The following is a 21,531-nucleotide window of genomic DNA, read 5'->3' as shown; positions in this document are numbered from 1 at the left end:
TAGACAATAATGAAATTTTGACTAATATTGTACCCAAAACAGAATAAATAGTACGCGTTTTAGAAAAGTGGTTAAAACTAAGCACAAAGTTTTAACGGGCAGATAAACCCCCACAGCAATCATGGAATTATTTAACAAGAGAGAATTTATAGAGCAGGTTTCTGTTGATTGTGTCATTTTTGGGTTTTATGACAGGCAGCTAAGGGTATTGTTGCCCCGGCTGAAAAATATGGATATATGGATGGTGCCGGGTGGTTTTGTTAGGCAAAATGAAAGTCTGGACAGCGCAGCGTTACGGATTCTGGCAGAGCGAACCGGAATAAAAGATATTTATCTGGAGCAGTTTGGTGTGTTTGGCAGCCTGGAGCGGTCGTCTCCGGAACTGATGCGGCAGGTAATAGAACTCATAAAAGGGGGTCTGGGAGAAGGTGAAGTGCTGTCTGAAGACCTGGAATGGCTACAGCGCCGGTTTATATCTATTGGGTATTATGCGCTGGTAGATATTCATCGGGTAGTGCCTCTTTGCTCTGAGCTTGACGAAACCTGCCAGTGGTATGATATGAAAGACCTGCCCCGGCTGGCATTTGACCACGCCGATATTATAATGAAAGCCCTTGAAAGCCTGCGCCTGATGCTGAATTACAAGCTGATAGGGTTTAATCTGCTGCCTGAAACGTTTACCATGAAAGAGGTGCAGGATTTATACGAAACGATATTGGACAGGCCTTTCCGGAGAAATAATTTCCAGAAAATGATTCTCGACCTGGATATTCTGGAACGTCTGGAAAAGAAATTTACCGGAGCAGCCAATAAGGCTCCTTATTTGTATCGGTTTAAAAGTCTTGAAAAAATCGCGAATTAGTGAATCGCGAATTAGTGAATGGCGGATTAGTGAATGGCGGATTAGTGAATGGCGGATTAGTGAATGGCGGATTAGTGAATGGCGAATTAGTGAATGGCGAATTAGTGAATGGCGGATTAGTGAAGTTTTGCTGAAATAATTTAGCTCAGTCATTTCGTAGAGACGTGCTGCGGGGCCTCTTCAGAGGTATATCTGATTCATTGAATTATTGTCAATTCTAATGGCTAAGAAGACTGGTTATATAAATTAAATCATTCAGAGAAGTTTTATCTGGTACGCATATTCCCCGGAAGCCGCACGCGTTGCGGCTCTACCAAAAAACTGTTAATTATTCGCCATTCTGCATATCCCTAAATCTTCTTACTCCTCAACCGTAGCGAATTGGTGATAACTGATACCGAGCTGAAGCTCATGGCGGCGGCGGCTATCATGGGCGATAACAGCACCCCGAAGAACGGATACAGCAAACCGGCGGCCACGGGGATACCCAGGGCATTGTAAAAGAAAGCAAAAAACAGGTTCTGGCGGATGTTTTTCATCACGGCATGGCTCAGGTTTTTGGCTTTCACTATCCCTTGTAAATCCCCTTTTACCAATGTGATGCGGGCGCTTTCAATGGCTACGTCGGTGCCGGTGCCCATGGCTATGCCTACGTTGGCCTGCACCAGTGCGGGGGCATCATTAATGCCGTCGCCGGCCATAGCTACTATTTTGCCTGCCTGTTGCAGCCGTTTAATTTCATTCAGTTTGTCTTCCGGTAGGCACGACGCCCTGAAATTGGTCAGGTTCAGCTCTCGGGCTACGGCAGCTGCGGTGTTTTCGTTGTCGCCGGTAAGCATCATTACTTCCATGCCACCGTCAATCAGTTCGGCAACGGCCGCTTTGCTACCAGGTTTTATGGCGTCAGCAATGCTTACAAAGCCAATTGCCACGGCGTCTACTGCCATATAAGAAACCGTTTTACCGCGTTTCTGCGCTTCAATCACTTGTTGTTCAATGTCGGGGTCAATTAGCGCCTTGCGGCTTGCCATTAATGCCTTGTTGCCCAATGCCACTTTTTTGCCGCCAACGGTGCCGGTAACGCCTTTGCCGGTTATGGCTTCAAAGTCTTGCGCCTGCGGCCATTGTATGCCTTTGCCGGCTGCAAAATTTACCACGGCCTGTGCCAGCGGATGCCCGCTGTGCTGGTTCAGTGCGGCTATATAAGCCAGTGCCTGGGTTTCGTCAAATTGTTTAGTAAAGACACGCTCTACTGATGGTTTGCCCTCGGTTATGGTGCCGGTTTTATCTATAATCAGCACATTTACCCGCGCCATTGCCTCAAGGGCTTCGGCGTTTTTAATTAATATACCAGACTGCGCGCCTTTGCCCACACCAACCATAACCGACATGGGCGTGGCCAGGCCTAATGCACAGGGGCAGGCAATAATAAGCACGGCCACAGCATTAATAAAACCATAAACCGCACCGGGAGCAGGGCCCCATTTGAGCCACATAAAATAGGTTATTACCGCCGCCAGAATAACCGTTGGTACAAAGTATCTGGATATGGTATCGGCCAGTTTCTGAATGGGGGCTTTAGAGCGGCTGGCAGTGTTTACCATCGCAATTATTTGTGCCAGCAGGGTTTCAGACCCCACTTTTTCGGCTACCATAATGAAAGATTTATTGCCGTTAATGGTGCCTGATGTAACGGCATCACCCACTTTTTTATCTGCCGGAATCGGCTCTCCGGTAATCATAGACTCATCAATGCTGCTTTCGCCTTCTGTTATTTTTCCGTCCACCGGTATTTTGTCGCCGGGTTTAATTCTTAGCAAATCGCCGGGCTGAATGGCATTTATCGATACTTTTTCGTCTTTGCCGTTGCGTACCAGCGTGGCATCGGTAGGGCTTAGTTTCAGTAATTCTTTAACGGCCGAGCTGGTTTGAGTATGGGCTTTGGCTTCCATCAGCTGCCCCAGCAGTGCAAGCGTCAGAATAACGGTAGCGGCCTCAAAATAAAGCGGCACCGACCCGTGTTCAGTTCTGAATTCAGGCGGGAAGATGCCAGGCGATATTACCCCGGTAACGCTGAAAACAAAGGCAACCGCCGTGCCCAGCGCAATGAGCGTAAACATATTCAGGTTGCCTGATGTAACAGACCGCCAGCCTCTTTCAAAAAACAGCCATCCGGCATAAAAAATAACCGGAAGCGACAGCCCCATTTGCAGCCAGTTCCAGTACCGGGCGTCCATCAGTTGCAGTAGTGGGTTATGGGGTATCATCTCAATCATGGCTATCAGAAAAATGGGCAGCGTAAAGGCGGTAGCCACTATCATTTTTTTGCGCAGGTCATGATACACAGCATTATCGTCGGTTTCTGAGGGCATTAGCGGCACCAGGTCCATGCCGCACTTTGGGCAGGCACCGGGGGCGTTGCTGAGCACCTCCGGGTGCATAGGGCAGGTATATTGGGTGGGGGCGGCCAGTTCGGGCAGTTTTTCCAGATTCATGCCGCAAACCGGGCAGTTGCCGGGTGCGTTATAGGTTTTGTCGCCCTCGCAGTGCATAGGGCAGTAATAGGTGCCTTTGCCGCTTTGTGTCAGACGTGGAGCGGTAGCCTGATTATGATGTGCGGCCTGCTGATGAGTTGCTGTATGCCCCCCATGCACCTGCGTGTTTTGAGGGGTATTTTCGGTGCTGATGGTGTATTTACCTGCTTTTGATAATGCCGCCTGAAGCACTGGCAACGAAATATGCTTTTGCATACTGATTACGGCCTGGGGTGGGTCAAGACTCACCGTTGCCTGTACGCCTTCAAGGCTATTGAGGGCTTTTTCTGCCTTTGTGCGGCAGCCGTCGCAAGACATGCCCTGTATAAAGTAAGTATGTGTCAAGGGAGTAAATCTGTTTAAGAAGGCAAGCGCAACGCATCTGCTTGTCTTGAAGAGAAGAAAACAACGCACTATTGCCTATATAACACCAAAAATAGGGTTGTTTGTTTAGCAGGAATATGAGAAATGTCAGGAATGGGGATGATTTAGGTAGGAATTGGGATTGAATAATATTAATAAAATGGAATAAAAAAAGACCGGATTTCCGGTCTTTTTTTATTCCATTTTAGAACTCATTTAGAAAAGACATATAAACGAAATACACGATTAATAAAATTATTGCACTAATAATGAAAAATAGTACTTTTCTTTTATCTAATATAACAAACCCTTTTTTTATTTCTACATACCTTATTAAAAGAGCGATTGCAAAAAGTAAAAGATATATCCAGATATTATACACTTTAACCATGAATAGCCAAAATATAGCTATAATTATCACTACTCTAAGTGTTTTGGTTATTTGAAGTATTTTTTCCATAATATGTTAATGACATCCGATTGCTTGTTGTCTGCAGTATTCCATCGCAGCAGCTGCTGATGCTAAGCACAGAGGTACTCCAAGTCCTGAAGTTAAAAGAATACAAGCTGCTCCCCCAACAGTAGCCACATTTATGCAGGATTCGTATATGGCTCGACAATTATCATCATTTTCCTTTAAATTTGCACTTCTTTTTTTTACAAACTCAGAAAGAGCTTGTTCAAATATATATGGTTTGTTTGACAAATCAGAATATTTCTCATGAAGAAGATTTTTTAAAACTTCTAATCTGTTTATCTTTTCAACAAATAATTTCTCACTTGAAAAGCCAAAAGAGGTACTCATTTTATAATAATCTGAGTCTGACAAACTTTGCTTATTTGATAATGATGATAAATACTGCCTTGAAGTTTCCACTTCTTTTTTAGAGCGGTTTTCTAAGTAATTTGAATGCCCAGCAAGCATCTGCATGGTTAATGAAGCAAACTCATTAAAAATAATATCATTTTTAAGCGTCTTGACACTTAAAGAAATGATAGGGGCTTTTGTTTCTTCCTTCTCACAAGAGATTATGAAAAAAGAAGATAAGCATAAACTAAGGGAACTTTTAAGATTAAATTTTTCATTTAATTGTTTGATTTGATGTAAAAATATTAATTCTGAGTACATACATCAAAGCTATAATTAAATTCCGAATGATAAAGGTGTATTTTTACTCATTTTGTTACGTAGAAATACGTATTTACGGAGATTTGACCAGAAAAATATTTACTATAAACATTAGATAAACTTAGATTATCCTTAAAATTTTGCTTGCCACTTTTAAACTATTAATCAGTTATTTAAAATACTTATGTGAGTTTTATATAAATGAAATTTTATTAGTTAGGGAGGGATTCTAATAGAAAAGTTTATATTTTAAATAAATGGACTAATTCTAGAAAAATATCGGCAGGTTCATCCGCCAGTCGGAGGTCAGAATTGTTCTTACGGTTTCTACATATTCATTAAAGTTAATGGGCTTGGTAAGAAACAGATTGGCCCCTGCCTGGTAGGCGCTTTCTTTAATGATGGGGTCCTGGCTGCTGGTGAGTATCACCGAATAAGTGTTGCTGAGGGTCTGGTCTTTCCTGATTTCTTTCAGGCACTCAATGCCGTTCTTTTTGGGCATGTTAATGTCCAGAATCACAATATTATAGTTGGGGGCATCGGGCGACCTCAACGTTTTCATTAATTCGTAGCCGTCACTTACCACTGTTAGTGTGGTGGGTATATTCACTTCTTCCAGTGCGTTATTGAAAATATCCTGATAATCCTTATCGTCTTCGGCCAGAACAACATTTAATGAAACGTGCATACTTTTTTTAAATTAAGTAATGAAAATGGTACTTACGGGAAATTTTTAACACACGGCCTGAGGTACTCTAAGCCAATAACCAAGGGTAATTTCAGATATAACTGAATTTTAGTGATTTAGCCACTATCTCTTTTTTGAAGGTCTGTTGTGGTATTATAACAATAGGCAAAACAGGCAGCCGGTTTGACTATACTAAGATTGACTTTGTGTTGCTGATTTAGTATTCTGCTACAAATTAGAATCAATTTTTATTAAAGCAAGCATTTATGTGCTTTTTTTAACATTGTTTTAATAAAAGCACCAGAATTTGTTAAATAATTGCAGTTTATGCGTTGTTCTTTTTACGATGTGCCTTGCACCTGCCCCGCGACACTGCATTTGTATTTATAACGGTTTTTGTTGCCTTTTATGTATTAATATCAGCAAATGGGTAAAAAATAACCGCCACATTCGGGGTTTTGCTCTACATTTGCAAAAAGTTGCTTGCAGCGTGTGTTTCGGGCTTTATTATTAATTTTTTTTGAAGGCAGTATATCATGAAAGAAAAAGCCATCAGGGCCACGTATTTCAGTATTTTTGGCAATATAGCCCTGGCAATTATTAAATGGCTGGCCGGATTTTTCGGCAATTCTTATGCCCTAATTGCAGATGCTATTGAGTCGACAACCGATATTTTTGCGTCTATTCTGGTGCTGATGGGTATAAAATATGCCAGCAGACCTGCCGACGATAATCACCCGTACGGGCATGGGCGCATAGAACCGCTGGTTACGTTTCTGGTGGTGGGTTTTCTGATTATGTCGGCCACCCTGATAGCCCATGAGAGTATCAACAATATCAGAACGCCTCATCATTTGCCTAAAGCCTGGACACTGATAGTACTTGGGGTAATTATTTTATGGAAAGAGTTATCTTACCAGATTGTGATGAAAAAAAGCCGCGAGACCAACAGCTCGTCGCTAAGGGCTGATGCCTGGCACCACCGCAGCGACGCCATTACTTCTATTGCGGCTTTTATTGGTATTACTGTTGCACTGATTATGGGTAAGGGCTATGAGTCGGCTGATGATTGGGCGGCGCTTTTTGCATCTGGATTCATTTTGTATAACTGCTACCTGATTGTAAGACCTGCGCTGGGTGAAATAATGGACGAAAACCTGTATGATGATGTGATTGCGGCTATCAGACTGAAATCGATGGAGGTAGACGGGGTTATTGAAACCGAAAAATGTTATGTGCGCAAGGCGGGTATGAAGTATCATGTAGACCTGCACGTTATTGTAGATGCCCACATGACCGTGCGAGAAGGACACGCCGTGGCACACCGGCTGAAAGATTATCTGCAAGCCGAAATGCCGGAGCTTGACCAGATTCTGATACACGTAGAACCGCATGAATGAGCGAATGAGTGAATGAGTGATTTAGTGAATGAGCGAATGGTTTATGAGCGGCCGGCGTTCCGGTGAATTAGTGAATGGTGAATGAGTGATTGAGCGAATTAGTGATTGAGTGGCTGGCGTTCCGGTGAATGAACGATTTAGTGAATGGTGATTTAGTGAATGGGTGAATTAGCGGCTGGCGTTGCGGTGAATGAGTGTGGCGTTGTTTTGGTAAATTAGATTTAATATTTTTTGCTCGGTAGATTACGGCTTTATATAAATTCAGGTTTATTTGCAGGCGCAATTATTTGCTTCATTCTGAAATAAAGGGTTCGCTGTAAGAGAAGTTTTCTGATTTGACCATATCAGTGGTAAACCTTTCAAAACCAATAACAAAACTGATGCTTTTTGAGGTTTTAAATAAAATTGGCAGATTTACCGAAAGTGAGGCCGCATTTATTGCCTCAAAAATGGTTACCCGTCAGTATAAGAAAAACCAATGGCTTTTGGCGGAGGGTATCATTTGCCGAAGTATTTCACTGGTGGTGTCGGGGGCGGCTTATCAGTTTACTTTGAATGATATTGACGAAAACATCATTGATCTGTATATGGCAAACGACTGGGTGATGAACTACACCAGCTTTGTAGGGCAGAAACCATCAGCCACTTGTATAAAAGCTCACACCGACTGCGAGGTGCTTGAGATGTCTATTCACGCAGCGCATGAATTAATCGGTATCTCGCCGGTTTTCTTCCAACTCGGTAAGGTGCTTGAGCAGGCCCTGACCCGCAATCATTATTTTGATAACACCCTCACACCACTGCAAAAATATAATCATCTGCTCAGCACAAGGCCTCAATTGTTGCAGCAGTTTCCGCTCAAAATGATAGCCTCTTACCTGAAAATGACACCCGAAACACTCAGCAGGGTGAGAAGTATTTATTAGCCCATTGTTTTTCTTGATTTGAATCAAGTGATGTTTTGCTGACACCGCTGCAATTTTGTGCGCATCTTCAAAAAAATCATTATGAACAATCAATTCAGACAAACATCTGCTTTCATGTTATTTATGGGGGCCTTTCTGGCCGCCGCTACCATGATTCATCACCCCATCGGTGGTAGCATAGAGTATATCATACATGTAAAAAAAGTTATTATGTTTACACATGCCCTTGCTATTGCCTGTATGCCTTTTATAGGTTTTGGCGCATGGGGGCTATCGGTGCACCTGCAAACGCCGGGCCGATTGTCTATGCTGGGGTTTTGTGTTTTCAGCATAGGGCTTATGGGGGGCATCATTGCAGCCGCATTTAACGGTTTTGTTATGCCCAATTTTGTAGAACACTACTACGGAACCAAAGCCAGCCGGGAAACCCTGGACATGATAGTGCATTATGGCTTTGATATCAATGCCGCTATGGCTTATCTGTTTATTGGGGGTACCACTTTTGCGGTAGGGGTATGGTCGGTGGTTATTCTGGCAACCAGCCGCTTGCCTAAATGGATTGGGTATTATGGATTATTGATTCTGGCCGCAGGACTTGCCGGTTTATTGCTGAAATTCAACTTTATTAGCGTTTGGGGTTTCAGCATATTTGTTTTCGGGCTGATAAGCTGGCTGGTACTGGCAGGGGTATTGATGTGGAGAAGGAAGAGCGATTTAGTGAATTAGTGATTTAGTGAATTAGTGATTTAGTGAATTAGTGAATTAGTGAATGAGCGGGCGGCGTTCCGCTGAATTAGTGAATGAGCGGGCGCCGTTGCGGTGAATGGTGATTGAGTGAATGAGCGGGCGGCGTTGCGGTGAATGAATAATCGTGAATTAGCGAATTTTCCTTGTGGGTTATTGGATTACAAGCGCATTTATAAAAAAAAAGGGGTTTTCGTAAATAAATCCTCTCAATCACTAAATCAGCGGAAACGCCGCCCGCTCATTCACTAAATCACTCATTCACCATTCGCCATTCACCGCAACGGCGGCCGCTAACTCACTATTCACTAATTCGCTCATTCACTAAATCACCATTCACTAAATCACCATTCACTAAATCACTAAATCACTAAATCACTAATTCACTCATTAATAAATGCGTATCTTTGTACACACAACAAACGGGAAAGCATGAAATTAACGGCTTTATTTAAGGATTTTTTTGAAAGCGAAAAAGCAGGCGGCCTTGTGCTGATAGCCTGTACGGTGGTTTCGCTCATACTGGCTAATTCGGGTATGGCAGAGGGCTATCAGCACCTTTGGCATAGCCAGGTAGCCGGGCAGCCGCTTGAATACTGGATTAACGACGGTCTGATGACCATCTTTTTTTTGCTGATAGGCCTTGAACTGGAGCGTGAAATTTATCTGGGCGAATTGTCGGACATAAAAAATGCCATGCTACCTATTTTTGGCGCCATTGGCGGTATGCTGGTACCGGCGGGTTTATACCTGGCTTTTAATTTCGGTGGCAGTGCGCAGGCCGGGGCGGGTATCCCGATGGCTACCGACATTGCCTTTGCACTGGGTATTTTATCTTTACTGAATGATCGTGTGCCGGCATCACTCAAGATTTTTCTGACGGCTCTGGCTGTTATTGACGACCTCGGCGCAATACTGGTGATTGCCATTTTCTATACCAAAACCCTGATGTGGGGTAACCTGCTTATTGCCCTGGGCATACTGGCCGTTTTATTTATTATGAACCGCCTGAAAGTAAGAAACCTGATACCTTACCTGATTGGCGCTGTAGCCATGTGGTATTTTATGCTGCACTCGGGCGTGCATGCCACTATTACTGGCGTGCTGGTGGCATTTGCGCTGCCTTTCGGCAACGGCGACGAGAAGTCAACCTCTTATTTGCTGCAACATTTTCTGCATAAACCGGTAGCATTTGTTATTCTTCCGGTGTTTGCGCTGGCCAATACAGCCATTAGTCTGGGCGGCAACCTGGGCGAAATGCTTACCCAGGCTTACAGCCTGGGCATAGCCGCAGGGCTTGTTATTGGTAAACCGCTGGGGATTTTTCTGCTGGTGTTTTTATCTGTCAAGCTGAAAATCTGCCGCCTGCCCGACGACCTCAGCTGGAAGTCGATTGGTGGCGTGGGTTTTCTGGGGGGCATAGGTTTTACGATGTCTATCTTCATAACCCTGCTTGCCTTTAATGATATCACCATTATTAACGAAGCCAAGTTTGTGATACTGCTGTCGTCGTTGGTGGCAGGGGCTATTGGTTATTTCTTTCTGAAATTGGTGCTGAAAGACCGCGTTACCGAATAGCGTTGCTATTGGCCGCGTTGCGATACCAGCTTTTCGTTGGTAAGTTTTACAAATTTGTATCCTTTGGCGCGTAGTACGGGTATGGCCATCTGCAATGCCTGTAGCTCGTGCCATTGCGGGTGGTTGAAGTGCATAATTACAATAGCCCCCGGCCGTGCCTGGCTGCTGATGGTCTGGCTGATAAGCTCCGGAGCCGCAAACGGAACGGCGTCGCCGCTGAGTACATCAAAGGCAACTACCTGCATACCCAGCTGATTGGCAATCCGGGCGCAGGTTTCGTCGGTATAGGCCGTAGCCGACCTGAAAAACCGGGGCCTTTTGCCGGTGAGTTTTTCTATTTTGCGCGAATTGAGCTCCATTTCGTCTATCACCTCCCCAACATTTTGGGTGGCAGCAATGCCATATTTTGTTTCGCCGTCAACCGAGCAAAGCCGGTGCAGCAGCCCATGATTACCGATTTCAAAAAGAGAATCAGCCGCCAACTGCCTGAAGGTAGCCAGGTTGTCGTCAATCCAGAGGCCGCTCACAAATAGGGTAGCAGGTATATGCTCTTTTTTAAGGTAAGCTATCAGGGGCGCGTTGTAATCATTGCTTTTACCTATACAAGCATCAAAAGTAAAGGCAATTACCTTGTTGGCGTCGGCCACATCTTCAAAAACATCTTTAATAACCACGCCAAAGCGCCCCGGGGTGGCGTTATGAAATTCGCCCATTATCTGGTTCTTAAACCGCAGGTAATCTGGGGTATAGTAGGGCTGTAGTTTTGCTTTCAGCTTTGCATTTGGCCCTTTGGGCGGCTGTGCGCACAATGCCAGTGGCAGTAGCAAGCTTACTAATACGAGTGTTTTCATGATACAGGTTTTTGCCTTTGCTTTGCAAAAATGGCATACTTTGGTTAAAATCTGTTTAAAGTCTTATTAAAATAAAGCTAAATTGTGGTTTAACTTTACAAAATATACCCAAATTGCCAAATGATGCAGTAATTTTTTAATTTGAGTATCTATAAACAGATGCCTATGGATTACCGGACTTACACGCCTGCCCCGAAACTAACCGGGGTGGTTAATTGCTACTGGACATTGGAGGCGCCTGCGCAGGTGAGTGCTGAAAAACAGCACATTGTGCCAGACGGCTGCATGGAAATGATTTTTCATTATGGCGATGCTTTCAGGCAGTATATGCCAGATGGCAGCAGTCTGGTGCAGCCTTTGTGCTTTGTGTTTGGGCAGGTGACCCGGCCGCTGGCTATAGAGCCTACCGGTGCAACGGGTATTTTTTCAATAAGGTTTCAGCCGGAAGGGTTTGCTGCTTTTGCCACCATGCCTGTAAGTAATATGGAAAACCGCGCCGTGCCGCTTGAGGAGCTGTTTGGCGCAGACGGCAGCCTGCTGGCCACCGCTGTTTTAAACGCCGGGCAAACGGAAGCGCGTATCAGGCTGGTGGAAGATTTTCTGATTGAAAAACTGATAACTGAGGAGTCAGTAAGTACACTGATACGCTCAAGTATTGAACTGATTATGCAACTGAACGGGCAGGTTTCTGTTGGTGAACTGACCGATAGCCTGCACGTGAACCGGCGGCAACTGGAGCGCAAGTTTATGAAAAATACGGGGCTAAGTGTGAAGCAGTTGTCGAGAATTGTGCGGCTACAGGCAACACTGAAAATGCTGGCCGGGCAGCAACCGGGTACGCTTACGGGCGTGGCGTATGCGGGTAATTATTATGACCAGGCCCATTTTATTAGAGATTTCAGGTCGTTTACGGGCATGAGCCCCAAGCAATTTTATGGAGGGCATCTGAGGCTGTCGGCCTTGTTTTCAGGTATGGGGTAGGTTGTGTCGCATTTATACAATTATTGCCATTAAAAGTGGTATAGTTTTGAGGGCGTAATGAAACATTAATTGTAAACCTTAAATGCAAAAACCAATGAAAACCCTTGCAAAAACCTGTTTAATATTGATGCTGGTGTCTTTTATAAAAACCGACGGCCTGAGTGAACTGTATTTTCTGGAAGGAACCTGGAAAACTGAAAACAAGGAAGTTTATGAGACATGGAAGCAACTGCCCGATGGCACACTGGAAGGGCAGGGGTATAAAATTAAAGATGGCGCCAAAGTGGTAACCGAGCGCCTCAGGATACGGATTGTTAAGGGCAAAACCACCTATGAGGCCACCGTACCTGACCAGAACAATAACCAGACCATAGCATTTGAGCTCAACAAGGCTACGGCTGGTGTTTTTTCATTTGAAAACCCGGCGCATGATTTCCCGAAGAAGATTCAGTATCGGCCCGTTGACGGCAGAACCATTCAGGTGCGCGTGCTGGGCGATGGCGACAAAGGTTTTGAGTACAAAATACTGAAACAGTAGGCAGGCATTAATTTTTATGACCCGGCGCACCTGAACGTAACCGGTTACAGGTGCACGGGGTGCAAAATTTATTCGAAGTAGGTTTGTACGTCTGACGACCCACTTACCAGAAACTGGTTGTTGTTGATTTTCGACTGCAGGCGTGCCATCAGCTCTTCGCGGGTAAATGGCCGCTTAAAAGCCTGGCTCACCAAATTCAATACCTCAGAAACGCAGCCGGAGCGGTCTTGTGCCGGTTGCCCCAATAAAGAAGATTCGGACATTCGCAGCCTGTCTATTTCCTGGCAGTGTTTTTCATTAAAGTTCTCTATTTCGCCGTGCAGAAACACGTTTTTGTCATACGTGTATCTGAACGAAAACCCTACTTTTTTATCATCTTTTTGTACCGACAGGTCTTCGGCATACACCAGCATATTAGAGCCTGAACCATCGTAGTTGTCGGTTAGGGTAACGCGCAGGGTAGTGCCGTCAGATTGTTTTTTAATGTAATTCTTTACTTTTTCCACAATCTGCCCGGTGGTGGTAGAGGTAGTTTTAGACTCACTGAACATAATGCCACTGCGGCTGTCGGTAGAGGTTTTAATTCTGGCCATCTTTTTCTGGTTCGGATACTCCACCAGGCAATCGCAGTCGTGTTCGCTGTAATTACCGAATTTCTGCTCAATAATGAGGCTGTTTTTTACGGCATAAAAAGTACAATGCAATTGCAGCAGGGTGTCGAGGTCGATTTTCATATTGGCCTGGCCGTTCAGAACCGTAATAAGACCCGAAACTTCACCTTTTGGAGTTTTGTCGGTCAGGCTGATAATATTGCCATCCTCTACGCGAACCACACTATTGGTGTTGATTTTGGAAATAAACTCAATATTCCCGGTGTAGGGTTTATTGGTGTAGTGAAAAATAATTTTCTCGTTTTGAAGCGTAAACTTACTTTCGAAAGCTTTCTTCAGATTGGTGTCATATTCGTCGAGGTCAATGGTTACTTTGGCGTCGTCGTCACATGAAGTCAGAATCATAACAGCAGTTATGAAAAACAGCATTTTTTTCATTGGGTCTGGCAGATTAAAGTACAATGTTGAGTAAATATACTCATTTGATACAAGAAATAAATCTGCCACTATTGCTTTGGCTACGGTAAATAAGTATTTTTTTTATTAAAATTATCTTTCGGTACCATAACGGAGTGCATATACGCAGCCAGATGCGGGCGTTGCTTTAAATGGCTGAGCAGAAAGGAGTTGGAAGAGGATTAACAAAAAGCCAAGGCAAAAGCCCGTTGGCAGCGGATAGAAAATCAACCTGGCTTTGCCTTTATTTGCGTTGAATTTATCTGGCGGTAGCAATGGTTTCAAGGCTTTTTTAGACATGCCATGCCGGCGGTCTTTAGCAGCCTGAAAAACAAAGCCCAAAGTTTCATAATTGGGCTTTCTGGCAGGGTTGGGGTTATGGCTTTTTGAAGAGTTGCAGGATGTGTTTCTTTACTAACCTGAAGACTGCAATCAGATATTTGGTTATAAGGTCTTCCGGTGGTTGGTATATAATTTGTTGGGGTTTTATGGTTTGTGTTTGTTTTTTTGTGAAGATAGCGAATGTGCCTGAAAATAAAGATAGGGTGTGCTCATGTTTTCGGAATGCCGTTCAAAGAACGGCTGACACAGCGACTGAATGAAGATTCAGCCGAGCTGGGATGAAAGGTTTGATTCAAATATTTAAAATCAAAACTCAAACATAATTTATGGAGCTTATATGCCCCCGAAGCCGCACGCAGTGCGGCTCTACCAAGTTTGCAGATGTATTAACCGTGCCACGCCTCTTCTCTTTTGAGTATAAACGTGGCACGGTGTTTAAAAGCCTAATCTACCGGTGGCGTAATCAACGGCGATGATGGCTTTGGCGGCTTTGGCTTGTAGCGATATCAGTTTTTGCTGGGCTTCAAACAACTTGTTTTCGCGGCTGTTTACCAGAAACAGGCTGCTTTCCCCGTTGTTGAAGCGGGTCAGTTCGGCATCGTACATACGTCGGTAATTGATAACCGTTTGCTGGTAGATGGCCGTCTGGCGTTGTAGTTGCACGGCATCGTTATAATATTGGTTTACCTTGTTTTGCTGCTCGGTAAAAAGCAGGCGGTTTTCCCAGGTTTGCTGGGTTATTTTCAGGTTGGCTTTGCGGTATTCGGCGCGGGCCTCACGCAGAAACAACGGGATACCCACCGTAAATCCCCACTTATAGTTGTTCTGAAACAGATTGGGGTCGGCAAAGAAGGTATAATCTTTGTTGAGCAGGTTATACTGCACATTAAAAGTAGGTAGCAGGCTCTGAAACTTCAGTTGTTTTTCAATGCCCAACACATTGGTTTTTATTTGTGCCTGCTGCAGCTTGGGGTGGGTGGCTACCAGGCTTTGGTACTGGTTTATGTCTTGCAATGAGCGTTCGGCTACTATCAGTGCAGGCTCAACAAATGGGGGTAGCTGGTAGGCCTGCTGGTTTTCTTTCCACAAAAAATTGCTCATTTCAAATGTGGCGTTGTTCAGGGTCTGTTCTGCCTCGGCCAGCATAAACTCAAAGCTCTGCAACTGGGTGAGGGTCTCAACGGTGTCAATGGCTGGTCTGTCGCCCAAAGTCACGCCATTCCTGATAAACTGGTAGCGTTCCTGATTCACTCTCAGCAGGCTGTCGGCCAGGCGTTTGGTGTAGTAGGCGCTTTGCCATTCATAATATACACTGGTGGCTTCGTAGAGCAGGTCGTTGAGCATCAGCCGTCGTTCTTCGTCCGAAAAAGCCACCATTTCTCGTGCCTGTTTTACTGCGGCCCTTCGTTTGTCTATCAACAGGCCTTTGGCTAAGGGCAAAGATGCGCCTACAAAACTACTGCGGCCCTTGGTAAGCTCGGTGGCTGTAAACTGCCCCTGATTGTTTTCTGTACCGGCTTTCAAATCAAGCCCATACCAGGTGGGTACTTTCAGTTCGGTGGTGAGGTAGTTGTAATAATCTTTACCGCCAAATTCTTTCTGATTTTTGTTGATATAAAAAGATGGCTCAAAGGCTCCGCGGGCGCTTTGCAGCTCTGCTTTAGCCATGTCGGTCTGAAGGGTGGCTTGCTGCGCTACGGGGTGGTATTTTCTGACAATGTTAATGAACTCATCATACGTGAGTTTTTCCTGGGCTTGCAATTGAACCGCAAAACCCAGAAAAAACATTATATATAACCTTAATTTATACATTTTACTTGCAAGTAATGGAGTGGTAAAGAGCTTGGTTCCCGTTTGGCTCTGTCGGGTTGTGTTATTTCTTGGCTGTTTTACCGGCCGAGTCGTCAACATAATATTCAGGTGGGAAACCGTTAATATTACGCCAGATTTCGTAGCCCAGCGGCACATCTTTCAGCAATATAAAGGTGTCGGTGGCTGTACCCAGGCGCAGGGTGTTAGGCCAGGGGCGTTCGGTGGGGTCTGGCTTTACCAAAACCCTGAAGTTGCCGGTGGCGTCAACGGTGTTTGAAATGGCCGTTACCACACCCCGGAAGGTACCGTACGACTGCCGCGGCCAGCCGCTGAAAACAATGGCAGGTATACCGTCAAAAATTACGTTTACTTTACTGCCTGTTTGTAACAGGGTGATGTCGAGCGGTTTTACAAAAATTTCAATGGCCAGCTCGGTGTGGTCTGGCACTATCTGCGCCAGTTCTTCGCCTTCTTTCACAATCTCGCCTAAGCCGGCTTTAATGGCCCGTGTTACCTGTCCGCTTTGCGGGGCAATTACATAATATAACTCGTTACGCAGTTTATAGCTGTCATACTGGTTTTTGAGTTTTTCAATGTCGGCCTGTCCGGAGGCTACCTGCGATAGCGACTGGAAACGTTCGCCACGTACTTTTGATACTTTTTCGAGGTAGTCCTGATTGGCGGCATTGAGGTCGATAGAGAGGTTGATTAAGTCTTGCTTCGAGTTCAGAAACTTGATTTCGTTGCTGGTGCGTTTGGCAAGGGCGTTCTGATACGCCTGATTACGCTGCTCATATTGGGTAAGCGACACCAGCCCCTGGTCATACATTTGTTTCTGGCGTTTCAGCTGTTCGCTGGCAATGGCGAAATCGTTGCGTGCGGCCAGCATATCCATGCTGTCGGCTTGTATTTTGGCTTTGGTCTGGGCAATTTTGTTTTGCAGCTGTGCAATTTTAAGCCGCAGAGATTCTGTAATGGCCGAGGTCTGCACGGTAGCCGTGTTGGCTTTTTCCTGATAGCTCTGGTTGGCTTGTTCTTTGGCTATTATCTGCTGGCGGGTACGTTCAATCAGGCTGGGGTCCAGGTATTCAACTTTTACTTCTTGCAGGCGGGCAATAGTGTCGCCTTTTTTTATCATGTCGCCTTCTTTTATATACCATTGCACTACTTTGCCTGTTATGGCGCTATAAACACCCTGCTGGCGTTGTTCCTGCCGGAGGGTGGTTACCTTGCCCCGGCTTTTGATGTTCTGGGTCCAGGGCAGAAAAGCCGCCATCACTATCAGGCCCAGCAGGCCGTAGGTCCAGTATTTTACTTTGCTTTGTTTGTTGATAAAATAAATATCGCGAAACGACTTCGGTTTTTTGTTCAGATCCTGGTCTTCAAAAATGGTTTCTAAGTATTTCATCTGAATTTATTTTAACTCTAATATTTTATTGAAATGGGGTTTGATTTCCTGTTGCTCAGAGGCAACCACTACCGTAATGGGCAAATTGCAGATGTACTCTGCCACTTTTTGTGCTTTGGCGGCACTCAGGTTTTTGAATGGCTCATCCAGCACCATCAGCGAGCTGGGTTGTACAAAAGTGCGCAGCAACAGGATTTCCTGAATAAGATGCGACGACAACTTGGCGCCTTTGGTGAAAAGCTCGGTGTCATAGCCATTGTCAAACTCATCAATGAAGCCGTCAAAACCTAGTATTTTTATTAAAGACGTTACAGTTTCGGGCTTGATGTCGGTATTACCTATACTGATGTTGTCCCAGAGCGAACCGTTAAAAATTTCGTTCTGGCCGCTCAGGTAGGTCAGGTGCTTTCTGATGCTCAGAATGTCGTAGTTATCTATCGGTACGTCATTGATATAAATATGACCCTGATACTGCGTCAGGTTATTGCTGATTAGTTTCATAACCGTGCTGGTGCCTCTGCCAGAGAGGGTTTTCATGAGCAGGGCTTTTTCGCCGGGCTGAATCACGAACGACAAGCCATTAAGTATGGTTGAGTGTCTGGTGTAAGCAAAACTTACATTTTTAAATTCAACCTTTAGCGGGTTGGCGTTGTTTAATTTTAGTTTACCGCTCGATTCGGTGGGTTTTTGCAGCACTTTGTTGAGTTTTTCAACGGCCGTGAGCACGTCATAAACGATATCAATACTGGTGATGAGTTTTTCTACCGAAGCCGTAATGGCTATGATTACGATTTCGGCGGCTATAAACTGGCCGATATTAATGAGCTGATTGAGCAAAAGCGCACAGCCGATTATCAGCATGGCCGCGGTGAGAATAACCTTAAAGGCCACGAGGCTCCAGTATTGGGTTTTCAGGATTCCGAAGTGACGGGTGCGGTTTTGGAGATACCCCTGCGTGAACTCGTCGGTCCGTTGTATATTCAGGTGGGTATATTCGTAGTTTTTAAAAGTATTCTGGTTGCGGCTTATTTCCTGCAGCCAGGCAGCTACTTTATACTTGTAGTCGCTTTCTTTCAGGCTGGTTTCAAGGCCGCGGTCTGAGCTCAGTCTGAATATCAGGTAGACAATGAGTATAAGTAAACCGCCAAAAGCAATAAAAATAGCATGATAAAAAGACAAAAGCAGAATGCCGAACAATATCTGCACGATGGCGGTGGGTACCCCCAGCAATAATTTAGAAAGGCCTTTTTGCAGATTGATGGTATCAAAAAACCGGTTGGTCTGCTCTGGCATATAATAGCCTTCGGTGGCTTCAGGCCTTATTTTCGGCAGGGTGTCGGCATATTCAAAGGCATACCTTACAAATATTTTCTGCTGTATTTTCTCGCTTAACTTCATCTGGTTTATCTGCAGCAAGCCAGCCAGAAAAACGCTTACTATTACCAGCCCTATCAGTACAACCAGCGAAGTAGAGGCGGTGTTGTACATGACAAAGTTGATGATTGACTGAATGCCCAGTGGCATAACCAGTTGTATAATACCCGAAAGGATAGCAAAAAAGTAGAGGGAGGTTATGTCTTTCTGGTCAAGCCTTAGTAAGTTGAAGATTCTTATAAAAGGATGAATAGTGTGATTGTCGGCCATTGGGTAATATTTTTTGCAAAGATAAAAAACTTAAGTTATGATAGTGTTACTATTATATAATATTGTTGTAATATCATTTATTGTATAATAACTATTATTTGTTTAGTTTTGTTCAAAACTAGCGCAAAATGGAGTATCAATTAAATTTTAACGTAAACCATAACATCTATATCAGAGACCCTGAGAGTAGTGAATTGGGCCGGCAGATTGTTCGGAAGGCCATTGATCTGATATACGAAGTGGGCTATGAACATTTTACTTTCAAAAAGCTGGCCATTGATATTGGTACAACCGAGGCAAGTATATACAGGTATTTTAAGAATAAACACCTGCTTTTGGTGTATATTCTGAACTGGTACTGGAGCTACCTTGAGTTTCTGCTCATGTTTCAGTTAAAAAACATCAGCGACCCTCACCTGAAGCTAAAGACGGTGATTCAGCTACTAACGCGTGAACTACCGGAGAATACCGGTAAAATTGAGTACAATATAACGTATCTGAACCAGATTGTAATTACAGAAAGTAGTAAAGTTTATCTGGTAAAAGAGATAAATGAAATAAACGAGGCAAAGGTTTTTAAGCAGTTTAAAGATTTGTGCAATACGATTGCTGGTATTATTCTGGAGCTGGACCCCGGCTATCCGTATCCGCATTCGTTGAGTAGTACGCTGATTGAGACTTCGCATAACCAACAGTTTTTTAGTTCGCATCTGAAAAGGCTGACAGACGTAAAAACCGACGAAGATGCCTCGGCCTACGTGGCGGCGTATCTGGAAGATCTGGTTTTCAGGGTGTTGAGGATGGGGGATTGAGCAAATTAGTGATTGAGTGAATGAGCGAATTAGTGATTGAGCGAATTAGTGATTGAGCGGGCGGCGTTCCGCTGAATGAGCGAATTAGTGATTGAGCGAATTAGTGATTGAGCGGGCGGCGTTCCGCTGATTGAGCGAATTAGTGATTGAGCGATTGAGCGAATTAGTGAATTAGCGGGCGGCGTTCCGCTGATTGAGCGGGCGGCGTTCGGGGGAATGAGTGAATACCTGTGTCATGCCTCAGTTCTTTTGAATATAGACTTGGCATGGCAGCGTTTGAGATTTGCTCAGACTATTTTTTTGTGTTTGATTGGATTATTTCAAAAATGCTTTTGAATAGAGTTCTGACCAGATTTTTAATTTCTGTTTCCTTAAAAACGTGAGCGTAGCTAAACTGAAGGTCAATTTGTGTTCTATCTAACTTAATATGGAAACTTCGACTTCTAAAAACGAAACTTAATAGCAGACGAGAGTCGTTAATTTGTTCATTTATCGAGTGCTGCAATTCCTTATCCCAGGTAATGGTATCTATGTCAGTAGATGTATTAATTACACTGGTTAATTCATCTAAAAATGTAAATCTTTTGCCATCTTTTCCTACGAAATAAATGTCATAAAATTTATTTCTCACTTTGAATAGTTCCTCAAAATCGGTTGATTTTTTATCTAATTCGATAAGAATAGGTTTTATCACCTCCTTAAACAAAAAGTATGTTTTTTGAGAACTTTTTGTTGGGTTCGATATATCTTTACCTAACTGCTCCCTCTTAAACAAAGCCACTTGCTTATCAATATCATCCTCTTCTTCTATGCTTTCACCTTTGGTGGCTTTTAGTTTGATTTGTAAGGACCAGATTAACTGTTCGCTAATGTAATTTACAAAGACCGGAAGTTTTCTATTATCAGAATCAACCTGATTAAGTGCATTCAGATAATTCTTTTTGTCAGCCGATTTAATAATAACGGGAGGCAAGCCATTTTTCAGCAAAACATAATTCATCAACAGACGCGAGATTCTGCCGTTACCATCATCAAAGGGGTGGATAAGAACAAATTTGTAGTGGAATATGGCGGCTAACTCAGTCGGACTTAACTCTTGTTTTTCTGTTTCTGAATGAAACCAAGCCATTAAATCGTTCATAGCCATTGGGGTATCCATTGGGGAAGCATAATGAAACATCTCTCCGTTTTGTAAAAGAACAGAGTTTGGATGCTGCTTGTATTCTCCAACCTGAATTTTTCTTCTGGTCGATTGTCCGTCTGCTGTAATAGCCTCTTTCCAGAATGGTCTTACCAGAATAATTTCATTGAGTTGCTTTATGTCTCTTTCAGTGAGTACATACGATTGGTCTTCAGCTATTTCTTTTATCCAACGATACGCAACATCATGCGCTTTCATTTCTTCAAATTCGCGCATTTCATGCTGGCCATCGGTTTTATCGAAAATCAACAATAACTTTGTTTCGCCATAGGTAAGGGTATTGCCTTCAATATGATTGCTGTTATAATTAAATTCTAACCTGTATTTATCATCCAGTTTTCTGGCATTTTCTTCAGAAATCGGCGGCAGGGCAGCTAATTCTTGCAACAAAGAACTTATTTTATCGCTTTCGTACATGATAATTAACCTGGTGTCTATTTTTGCAAAAACCAATCTTTACAAAAATAGGAGTATTTGGGCATAATTTAAGTTGAAATTAAAGATTTCTTAATTTATGATGTGTGTATCTGAAGGCGTTGAGTAACTGTGTAGCTAAATTATTGGCTCTGGCATAGTTATTTTGGGGGTTATAAGAAAACAAATGTTTCAGGCGTTTAGATAGTGTTACCAGATATAAAAAAACATTTTACC

Annotated in this window: 17 protein-coding genes; 8 read left to right on the top strand and 9 right to left on the bottom strand. The window is 43.8% G+C overall.

Annotation, left to right across the window (positions count from 1 at the left end; genetic code table 11):
* Positions 1 to 121: 121 nt before the first annotated feature.
* Positions 122 to 862 (top strand): NUDIX hydrolase, encoded by a 741-nt coding sequence (locus NZ848_RS04610; RefSeq protein WP_259014548.1) that lies wholly within the window; start codon positions 122 to 124, stop codon positions 860 to 862.
* A gap of 350 nt (positions 863 to 1,212) precedes the next feature.
* On the opposite strand, the gene NZ848_RS04605 is transcribed toward NZ848_RS04610, so the two are convergent.
* The 3 genes from NZ848_RS04605 to NZ848_RS04595 form a co-directional block, all read right to left on the bottom strand.
* Complete coding sequence (locus NZ848_RS04605; RefSeq protein WP_259014547.1) at positions 1,213 to 3,741, bottom strand: heavy metal translocating P-type ATPase; 2,529 nt, start codon at positions 3,739 to 3,741, stop codon at positions 1,213 to 1,215.
* A gap of 484 nt (positions 3,742 to 4,225) precedes the next feature.
* Entirely contained in the window at positions 4,226 to 4,888 is a 663-nt protein-coding gene (locus NZ848_RS04600) for a hypothetical protein (RefSeq protein WP_259014546.1), read from the bottom strand.
* A 268-nt stretch (positions 4,889 to 5,156) separates the two neighbouring features.
* Positions 5,157 to 5,576, bottom strand: a complete 420-nt coding sequence (locus NZ848_RS04595) for a response regulator (protein ID WP_259014545.1) — start codon at positions 5,574 to 5,576, stop codon at positions 5,157 to 5,159.
* A gap of 536 nt (positions 5,577 to 6,112) precedes the next feature.
* Here NZ848_RS04595 and NZ848_RS04590 point away from each other — a divergent pair.
* The 4 genes from NZ848_RS04590 to nhaA all read left to right on the top strand — a co-directional run bounded on the left by NZ848_RS04590 (position 6,113) and on the right by nhaA (position 10,224).
* Positions 6,113 to 6,976, top strand: coding sequence for a cation diffusion facilitator family transporter (locus tag NZ848_RS04590; RefSeq protein WP_253525207.1), 864 nt, complete (start codon positions 6,113 to 6,115; stop codon positions 6,974 to 6,976).
* Between the two features lie 380 nt (positions 6,977 to 7,356).
* Positions 7,357 to 7,902: a Crp/Fnr family transcriptional regulator gene (locus tag NZ848_RS04585; protein ID WP_259014544.1), complete on the top strand. Its 546-nt coding sequence runs from the start codon at positions 7,357 to 7,359 to the stop codon at positions 7,900 to 7,902.
* Positions 7,903 to 7,983: 81 nt separating this feature from the next.
* Positions 7,984 to 8,628: a hypothetical protein gene (locus NZ848_RS04580; protein WP_259014543.1), complete on the top strand. Its 645-nt coding sequence runs from the start codon at positions 7,984 to 7,986 to the stop codon at positions 8,626 to 8,628.
* A gap of 450 nt (positions 8,629 to 9,078) precedes the next feature.
* Positions 9,079 to 10,224 (top strand): Na+/H+ antiporter NhaA, encoded by a 1,146-nt coding sequence (nhaA, locus tag NZ848_RS04575; RefSeq protein ID WP_259014542.1) that lies wholly within the window; start codon positions 9,079 to 9,081, stop codon positions 10,222 to 10,224.
* A gap of 5 nt (positions 10,225 to 10,229) precedes the next feature.
* On the opposite strand, the gene NZ848_RS04570 is transcribed toward nhaA, so the two are convergent.
* Positions 10,230 to 11,075: a polysaccharide deacetylase family protein gene (locus NZ848_RS04570; RefSeq protein WP_259014541.1), complete on the bottom strand. Its 846-nt coding sequence runs from the start codon at positions 11,073 to 11,075 to the stop codon at positions 10,230 to 10,232.
* Between the two features lie 165 nt (positions 11,076 to 11,240).
* On the opposite strand from NZ848_RS04570, the gene NZ848_RS04565 reads away from it, so the two are divergent.
* Both NZ848_RS04565 and NZ848_RS04560 read left to right on the top strand, forming a co-directional pair.
* A complete protein-coding gene (locus NZ848_RS04565) occupies positions 11,241 to 12,056 on the top strand; it encodes a helix-turn-helix domain-containing protein (protein ID WP_259014540.1) in 816 nt (271 codons plus the stop codon).
* 94 nt (positions 12,057 to 12,150) lie between these two features.
* Entirely contained in the window at positions 12,151 to 12,594 is a 444-nt protein-coding gene (locus NZ848_RS04560; protein WP_259014539.1) for a DUF6265 family protein, read from the top strand.
* A 68-nt stretch (positions 12,595 to 12,662) separates the two neighbouring features.
* Here the strand turns inward: NZ848_RS04560 and NZ848_RS04555 are convergent, their stop codons facing one another.
* From NZ848_RS04555 to NZ848_RS04540, 4 genes are all read right to left on the bottom strand, one after another.
* Positions 12,663 to 13,643 (bottom strand): hypothetical protein, encoded by a 981-nt coding sequence (locus NZ848_RS04555; protein WP_259014538.1) that lies wholly within the window; start codon positions 13,641 to 13,643, stop codon positions 12,663 to 12,665.
* Positions 13,644 to 14,438: 795 nt separating this feature from the next.
* Complete coding sequence (locus NZ848_RS04550) at positions 14,439 to 15,815, bottom strand: TolC family protein (RefSeq protein ID WP_259014537.1); 1,377 nt, start codon at positions 15,813 to 15,815, stop codon at positions 14,439 to 14,441.
* 61 nt (positions 15,816 to 15,876) lie between these two features.
* Positions 15,877 to 17,223, bottom strand: a complete 1,347-nt coding sequence (locus NZ848_RS04545) for an HlyD family secretion protein (RefSeq protein WP_253524903.1) — start codon at positions 17,221 to 17,223, stop codon at positions 15,877 to 15,879.
* A gap of 6 nt (positions 17,224 to 17,229) precedes the next feature.
* A complete protein-coding gene (locus NZ848_RS04540; protein ID WP_259014536.1) occupies positions 17,230 to 18,867 on the bottom strand; it encodes a peptidase domain-containing ABC transporter in 1,638 nt (545 codons plus the stop codon).
* Positions 18,868 to 18,995: 128 nt separating this feature from the next.
* Here NZ848_RS04540 and NZ848_RS04535 point away from each other — a divergent pair, with 128 nt between their 5' ends.
* On the top strand, positions 18,996 to 19,679 hold the full coding sequence (locus NZ848_RS04535; protein ID WP_259014535.1) for a TetR/AcrR family transcriptional regulator: 684 nt from the start codon (positions 18,996 to 18,998) through the stop codon (positions 19,677 to 19,679).
* A gap of 292 nt (positions 19,680 to 19,971) precedes the next feature.
* On the opposite strand, the gene NZ848_RS04530 is transcribed toward NZ848_RS04535, so the two are convergent.
* Complete coding sequence (locus NZ848_RS04530; protein ID WP_259014534.1) at positions 19,972 to 21,297, bottom strand: Fic family protein; 1,326 nt, start codon at positions 21,295 to 21,297, stop codon at positions 19,972 to 19,974.
* Between the last annotated feature and the right edge of the window lie 234 nt (positions 21,298 to 21,531).

Origin of the sequence: Emticicia fluvialis, assembly GCF_024793945.1 — a bacterium.
GTDB classification, from domain to species: domain Bacteria; phylum Bacteroidota; class Bacteroidia; order Cytophagales; family Spirosomataceae; genus Emticicia; species Emticicia fluvialis.
The sequence above is the reverse complement of the archived record's forward strand: the minus strand, read 5'-3'. Positions and strand labels throughout refer to the sequence as shown.

What these genes read in the sequence shown, in the direction of transcription:
- NZ848_RS04550 (WP_259014537.1), bottom strand. Translation starts at nt 15,815, where the DNA reads ATGTATAAATTAAGGTTATATATAATGTTTTTTCTGGGTTTTGCGGTT.
- NZ848_RS04540 (WP_259014536.1), bottom strand. Translation starts at nt 18,867, where the DNA reads ATGGCCGACAATCACACTATTCATCCTTTTATAAGAATCTTCAACTTA.
- NZ848_RS04570 (WP_259014541.1), bottom strand. Translation starts at nt 11,075, where the DNA reads ATGAAAACACTCGTATTAGTAAGCTTGCTACTGCCACTGGCATTGTGC.
- NZ848_RS04590 (WP_253525207.1), top strand. Translation starts at nt 6,113, where the DNA reads ATGAAAGAAAAAGCCATCAGGGCCACGTATTTCAGTATTTTTGGCAAT.
- NZ848_RS04595 (WP_259014545.1), bottom strand. Translation starts at nt 5,576, where the DNA reads ATGCACGTTTCATTAAATGTTGTTCTGGCCGAAGACGATAAGGATTAT.
- NZ848_RS04555 (WP_259014538.1), bottom strand. Translation starts at nt 13,643, where the DNA reads ATGAAAAAAATGCTGTTTTTCATAACTGCTGTTATGATTCTGACTTCA.
- NZ848_RS04545 (WP_253524903.1), bottom strand. Translation starts at nt 17,223, where the DNA reads ATGAAATACTTAGAAACCATTTTTGAAGACCAGGATCTGAACAAAAAA.
- NZ848_RS04600 (WP_259014546.1), bottom strand. Translation starts at nt 4,888, where the DNA reads ATGTACTCAGAATTAATATTTTTACATCAAATCAAACAATTAAATGAA.
- NZ848_RS04530 (WP_259014534.1), bottom strand. Translation starts at nt 21,297, where the DNA reads ATGTACGAAAGCGATAAAATAAGTTCTTTGTTGCAAGAATTAGCTGCC.
- NZ848_RS04565 (WP_259014540.1), top strand. Translation starts at nt 11,241, where the DNA reads ATGGATTACCGGACTTACACGCCTGCCCCGAAACTAACCGGGGTGGTT.
- NZ848_RS04535 (WP_259014535.1), top strand. Translation starts at nt 18,996, where the DNA reads ATGGAGTATCAATTAAATTTTAACGTAAACCATAACATCTATATCAGA.
- nhaA (WP_259014542.1), top strand. Translation starts at nt 9,079, where the DNA reads ATGAAATTAACGGCTTTATTTAAGGATTTTTTTGAAAGCGAAAAAGCA.
- NZ848_RS04560 (WP_259014539.1), top strand. Translation starts at nt 12,151, where the DNA reads ATGAAAACCCTTGCAAAAACCTGTTTAATATTGATGCTGGTGTCTTTT.
- NZ848_RS04580 (WP_259014543.1), top strand. Translation starts at nt 7,984, where the DNA reads ATGAACAATCAATTCAGACAAACATCTGCTTTCATGTTATTTATGGGG.
- NZ848_RS04585 (WP_259014544.1), top strand. Translation starts at nt 7,357, where the DNA reads ATGCTTTTTGAGGTTTTAAATAAAATTGGCAGATTTACCGAAAGTGAG.
- NZ848_RS04610 (WP_259014548.1), top strand. Translation starts at nt 122, where the DNA reads ATGGAATTATTTAACAAGAGAGAATTTATAGAGCAGGTTTCTGTTGAT.